Annotated in this window: 5 protein-coding genes and 1 tRNA gene; 1 reads left to right on the top strand and 5 read right to left on the bottom strand. The window is 45.2% G+C overall.

The window, feature by feature from the left end:
• Nucleotides 1-30 precede the first annotated feature (30 nt).
• From IQ242_RS15595 to IQ242_RS15585, 3 genes are all read right to left on the bottom strand, one after another.
• Complete coding sequence (locus IQ242_RS15595; RefSeq protein ID WP_193960593.1) at nt 31-1527, bottom strand: tetratricopeptide repeat protein; 1497 nt, start codon at nt 1525-1527, stop codon at nt 31-33.
• Between the two features lie 518 nt (nt 1528-2045).
• A tRNA-Gly gene (locus tag IQ242_RS15590) sits at nt 2046-2117 on the bottom strand.
• A gap of 320 nt (nt 2118-2437) precedes the next feature.
• Nucleotides 2438-3484, bottom strand: coding sequence for a glucokinase (locus tag IQ242_RS15585; RefSeq protein ID WP_193960592.1), 1047 nt, complete (start codon nt 3482-3484; stop codon nt 2438-2440).
• 190 nt (nt 3485-3674) lie between these two features.
• On the opposite strand from IQ242_RS15585, the gene IQ242_RS15580 reads away from it, so the two are divergent.
• Nucleotides 3675-4316, top strand: a complete 642-nt coding sequence (locus tag IQ242_RS15580) for a hypothetical protein (protein WP_002766539.1) — start codon at nt 3675-3677, stop codon at nt 4314-4316.
• A 174-nt stretch (nt 4317-4490) separates the two neighbouring features.
• On the opposite strand, the gene IQ242_RS15575 is transcribed toward IQ242_RS15580, so the two are convergent.
• Together IQ242_RS15575 and IQ242_RS15570 are read right to left on the bottom strand one after the other, a co-directional pair.
• A complete protein-coding gene (locus IQ242_RS15575; protein ID WP_193960591.1) occupies nt 4491-4745 on the bottom strand; it encodes a hypothetical protein in 255 nt (84 codons plus the stop codon).
• A gap of 53 nt (nt 4746-4798) precedes the next feature.
• The coding region (locus IQ242_RS15570) for an NAD(P)/FAD-dependent oxidoreductase (protein ID WP_193960590.1) at nt 4799-5482 on the bottom strand (684 nt) is incomplete at its 5' end.

The raw sequence follows: 5482 nt of genomic DNA, 5'->3' as shown, positions 1-5482 counted from the left end.
GGATTAATCGCCAAAAAGCTGGCTGGCTGCCTACAATTTCAGGTGATTCAGGGCTAAATTCCGTTGTTGGAGAGCGAATTGATGGCTAGGCTCTAGTTGTAGGGTTTGGTTAAAAGAAACCACTGCTTCCGAGAAGCATTTTAACTTGTAGAGACAACAACCCCGTTGATACCATGCCTCAGCCTTTTGGGATTGTAACTGTAAAGCCTTATTATAAGCGGCGACCGCTTCACTGAGTCGTTCTAATTCCCGTAAAGCTTCGCCTTTGCTAAACCAAACATTAGCATCGGATTTAATGGCCAGGGCCTGATTATAAGCCGCTAGACCTTCGGCATAACGTTGCATCCGACAGAAAATCATGCCTTTGTAATGCCATGCTTCCAGATAATCTGGCTGCAGTTGAATCGCCTTATCCAAAGATGCGATTGCGGCGCTGATTTGTCGTAAATTAGCTAAAGCGATGCCGCGATAAAACCAAGCCCGAGCATTATTAGTCTCTAATTGAATTACCTGATTAAAAGACCCTAAAGCTTCAGGAAAACGCCCTAATCGTTGCAAGGCCAGACCGCGATTATACCAAGCATTGACAAAATTGGGCTTTTTCCGCAGGGACTGTTGATACAATTGAACTGCTTCGCGATGCTGCCCCAAATCGAGATGCGCGTTACCGCGATAAAACAAATCCTCTGCTGAAATTTCCAGCACTAAAGCTTGTTGTTGACGCAATTGCAGTAACTCTTTTATGGCATCTAAAACTTCTGCTGCCGAGGGAAAGCGTTGGCGCCAGTCATAACGGGTCATTTTATCGATAATAACTGCTAGATCATCTCTAACATCGGCATGATTGCGCCAAGCGATTTCTCCGGTTTCGGCATCTTCGGGAAATTGCATCGGTTTGAGACCGGTTAAGGCTTGAATAGCGATGATTCCCACGGCATAGACATCGCTAGACAATCGCGGTTTATTTTGCGCCTGTTCACTAGGCATATAACCAGGGGTGCCAATCCCAATGGACACACTGGTCTGTTTTGCTTTTGGCCATTGAGTCCCCACTTGTTTGACTCCGCCAAAGTCGATTAAAACTAGCTTGCCCTCTTGGCGACGGATAATATTATCGGGTTTAATATCTCGGTGAATAATGTTATTTTGATGGACAAAAGCGAGAACTTCCAAGATATCCTTTAATAACTGAATTACCTGACTCTCTTCTAAACGCTTACCCTTAGAGATTTCCTGACTAAGATCGTGACCATCGATAAATTCTTGAACGAGATAAAAAGACTTCTTTTCCTGAAAACTGGCGAAAAATTGCGGTATTTGAGGATGATGGCCGAGTTTTTCTAAAGCTCTGGCCTCACTCTCAAATAATCCTATAGTAACTTCGTTAACCACTTGGGGGATTAACTGTTTGACCACACATTGAGGACGGCCGGGGCGATAGTTATCTTGGGCTAAAAAAGTTTGACCGAAAGCCCCTTGACTTAGAGGTTTAATAACTTGGTAACGTCCCCCGATAATTAGTTTCATGGTAGCGATAGCATTATCTTTGCCCTAGAGCAGCTTGATGGGACGGTTAACAGCCAAAGGGGTTAACTTGACCAAGCCCATCTTGCCAGTTAATTGATATATTACCAAAAAATTGGGTTTAAAGCCTCGCCCTTTTAGGGCGACTTGATCTGATGTATGATACTAAGAATAGGGGGCCGGGTAAGCAACCGCTTAAAAAACCCAGTCATCAACCGATGAACGCACCTGGAAAACTAGAGTTATGGGGTTCTATAGGGGAATGCTCCTATAGGTAAAAATTCTCAGCACCAAGTACCAAAGAAACCAATTATTTTAGAGGTTTTGAACTGTATCGTAGGGTCCCCCGAGAACAGGCTTCTGTAAGGTCGCGAAAGTCTGAGGAGAGAACCACCCAGAGGTGGGATTTCGCCAGGAATCTAATTCAAGTGGACTCGTTGAGCCATAAATTCACAGCAGTGATGCTAGAAGAATCCACGTCCGTTTACGGCGTGGGGTATGTCAAATCAATTGTCGTCAGAAGCGGGTAACGCGACTCGAACGCGCGACATTCACCTTGGGAAGGTGACGTTCTACCACTGAACTATACCCGCAAAAGTCTTCCTAATCATAGCATTGACCCCCCAGCCAGAGCAACTAACTACCCTAGGCTATTTTCCATCACCGCACCAGTGCAGTTTGTCGGCAAAACTGGCCCGGTCGCAATTTAACATTTTTTCCTGACAGGACAGCAGGACTTTTTCTAGCTGTTGATCGGCATTTTTTCGGCTTTCTAGCGGCTTTTGTTGATAAACCCCAAAAATAACATCTAAGCCCCCCCAAGCACGACCAAGGGCAGGAAAACCGTGGTGGAGAACATTTTTAGATCGCTTGCCTCGCTCGCTGCTGTTGGTAAAATCCAGTCAACCATCGCTCATAGCTGACTAGCACAGTAAACCGCCCCCATTAGTCCCACTTGAGCATTAAGGACGATATGGACGGGAATATTGCTTAATAACTCCGTCATCCGACCTTTAGCGCGAAAAGCCTTCATAAAGCTACCCTCGGTCATTAGAGGAAGATTTTTGGCCGCAATCCCTCCCGCTATGTATAATCCTCCGTAGGGAAGCAACTTGAGGGCTAAATTGCCCGCTTCCGCACCGTAGGCCTCGACAAAGATTTTCATGGTTTGATAACAAAGATGATCCGAGTCATCTTGGGCAAAACTGGCAATTTTAGCCGCTAAATCGACGGTTTTTTGCCGTTTACCCATTTCTTCTAACCAAGTGCGGTAAATTTCCGCCATGGCCGGCGAGGACTGACTATAGTTATTATCGTGGAGAAATCGATAGATAGAAGTGATTCCAGGGCCGGAAACCACTCGCTCCACCGAAAGGCGCTCGATATTATAGAGTTCCAAGAGATAATTTAATAGTTGATATTCTAAACTCGATCGAGGGGCAAAATCGGCATGGGAACCCTCACTAGCAAACACCCGATATTTACCCTTCGACACAGGAATCAAAAAACCCTCTCCTAACCCCGTTCCCGCACCAATAACCGCAATCGGGGCCTCTGGTACTGCTGGGGCCGACTGTAGATTGTGCAGCTCCTCTGGGGCTAATCCTAACACCCCATAACCGATCGCCGCAAAATCATTAATTAATTTTACTCGCTCAATCTGCAGCTCCTGGCTTAGGCGATCGCCAGTTAGGAACCAACTTAAATTAGTCAATTCGGAACTATTGTTAACCACAGGACCAGCAATACCGAAACAAGCTTTTTCCACCGGGGGAATAGTGGTTTGTCGGGCCAAAAACTGCTGGACGATCGGGACCAGATCGGGGTATTGTTCACTAGGATAAATTTCTTGATCGAGAGTAGTTAGCAGGGGTTGGGGACTATCTGGTGAGTTTTGGCAATCCACTAAACGCAGGATTGTTTTAGTTCCCCCGATATCTCCCCCTAAAAGAATCGTCATGCTGGTTGTCCCTCAGTTTGTCCCCATAATTATAGTTTTTTTACCGCTTCCCCCAGGCAAATTTAAGGGCAGTCAATTCTATACTATAGTTAAAGATGATAATGCCTAAGCCCTAATTAAGGATAGATTAATCGTCGCTCCGGGGTTTGCATGGGGATTGGCTAGAGGACAGAAAGAGGGAGAAATTAGCTTGGGTGTAGAACTTCGCAGTTACGTTTATCTTGACAATTTACAGCTTCAACACGCCGCTTACATCGGTACAGTCGCCCAAGGATTTTTACCCTTACCCGGGGATGCTTCCCTCTGGATTGAAATTTCCCCCGGCATCGAGATTAATCGCATCACCGATATTGCCCTCAAATCCGCCGTGGTTCGTCCGGGGGTTCTATTCGTAGAACGACTCTATGGACTGCTAGAACTCCATTCTAGCAGTCAGGGAGAGGTCAGGGCGGCCGGTCAGGCAATTTTGCAGTATTTAGGCGTTAGTCAGCGCGATTGTCTGAAACCGCAAATTGTTTCTAGCCAAATTATTCGCAACATTGACGCTTACCAAGCCCAATTAATTAACCGTAGTTCTCGGGGTATGATGTTAATGGCGGGACAGACTTTATACGTTCTAGAAGTGCAACCGGCCGCCTACGCTTCCCTGGCCGCTAATCAGGCCGAAAAAGCCGCTTTAATTAATATCCTACACGTTACTTCCGTGGGCAGTTTTGGCCGCTTATATTTAGGGGGAGAAGAACGAGATATTATCGCTGGTTCCAGGGCGGCAGTTTCAGCTTTAGAAAATATTCAAGGTCGAGCTTTTCCGGGTAGCGACAAAAAAGAATAAGCTAATGAAGGCAAAAGGCAGGAGGCAAAAGGAAAGAGGTGGTTAGATATGTCTAATTAATTGTGTCTAGCTACTTACTAAATCCCGTTTAAAAGGTATAGGATAGTGGGAATTGGGAAGAAGGGAGAGGAAGTTTGAGCATTTGTACTAAATAGCTAAAAGGAGGATTTCGCCCTATTGGGGAGATTCAAAAATTAGTTCGCCATTATTCATTTTTTCAACGACTAAATGGCGATAGAGTGTCACTTGCCGGAGGATTTGGTCGGGATTATTTTTCTTATTAGAAAACATGATTGTTTTAATCGATTCAAATTCTATTCTTGTGATCACACCATCTTTGATCGCTCGTTCAATTTTAACCCGTAAATATTCTAATTCTTGGCTTTCCTCTGGGGTAATTTCTAGACTGTTAGGACGTTCTATTTTCATGATCGATTGTTCTTACCGGCTAACTGATAACTAGATAATCACGGCTATTTTTTTCAGACTTTCACAATCGGTGGAGAGAGAGTTTCCGTCTGGTTAGAAACGGCGAGATTATTATTATTTTGGCTGTTATTTTGCGGCAATTGTCCCGAGGCTAAATTTTGCCCCTCTCCCGTAATCAAACGAGCGCCACGACCGCGGGTAAAATAATTCCAACCCCATTGCACCATCACCACTAATTTATTATCAAATTCGATCAGATAGTAAATATGGGCCCAAACCCAGACTAACCAAGCGATGAACCCGGAAAACTTGACAAATCCCAAATCAACCACGGCCGCATTTTGGCCGATAACTGCCAGACTACCTCGATCAATATAATGAAAAGGTTGAATAGTTTGCCCTTTTAGGCGAGAAATTAATAAATTCGCCAGATATTCGCCCTCCTGCATGGCCACGGGGGCAATTCCGGGTAAAGGTTTATCTCCCTGATGGGCAAAATTAGCCAGATCCCCGATCACAAAAATATTGGCATAACCGGCGATACTTAAATCGGGTTCGACGATTACCCGGCCGACGCGATCGAGATTTACCCCAGTTCTTTCGGCCAAAATTCGCCCCATTCTCGATGCTTTTACCCCCGCTGCCCATAAAATTGTTTCGGCAGCGATTTCTGTGGTTTTTTCTCCCTGACGGACGCTGACACAACCTTCCACAATATTGGTAACGATGCTGTTAGT

Source organism: Microcystis sp. LEGE 08355 (assembly GCF_015207185.1).
Classification (GTDB): domain Bacteria; phylum Cyanobacteriota; class Cyanobacteriia; order Cyanobacteriales; family Microcystaceae; genus Microcystis; species Microcystis panniformis.
This window is presented reverse-complemented; position numbering and strand designations above follow the sequence as displayed.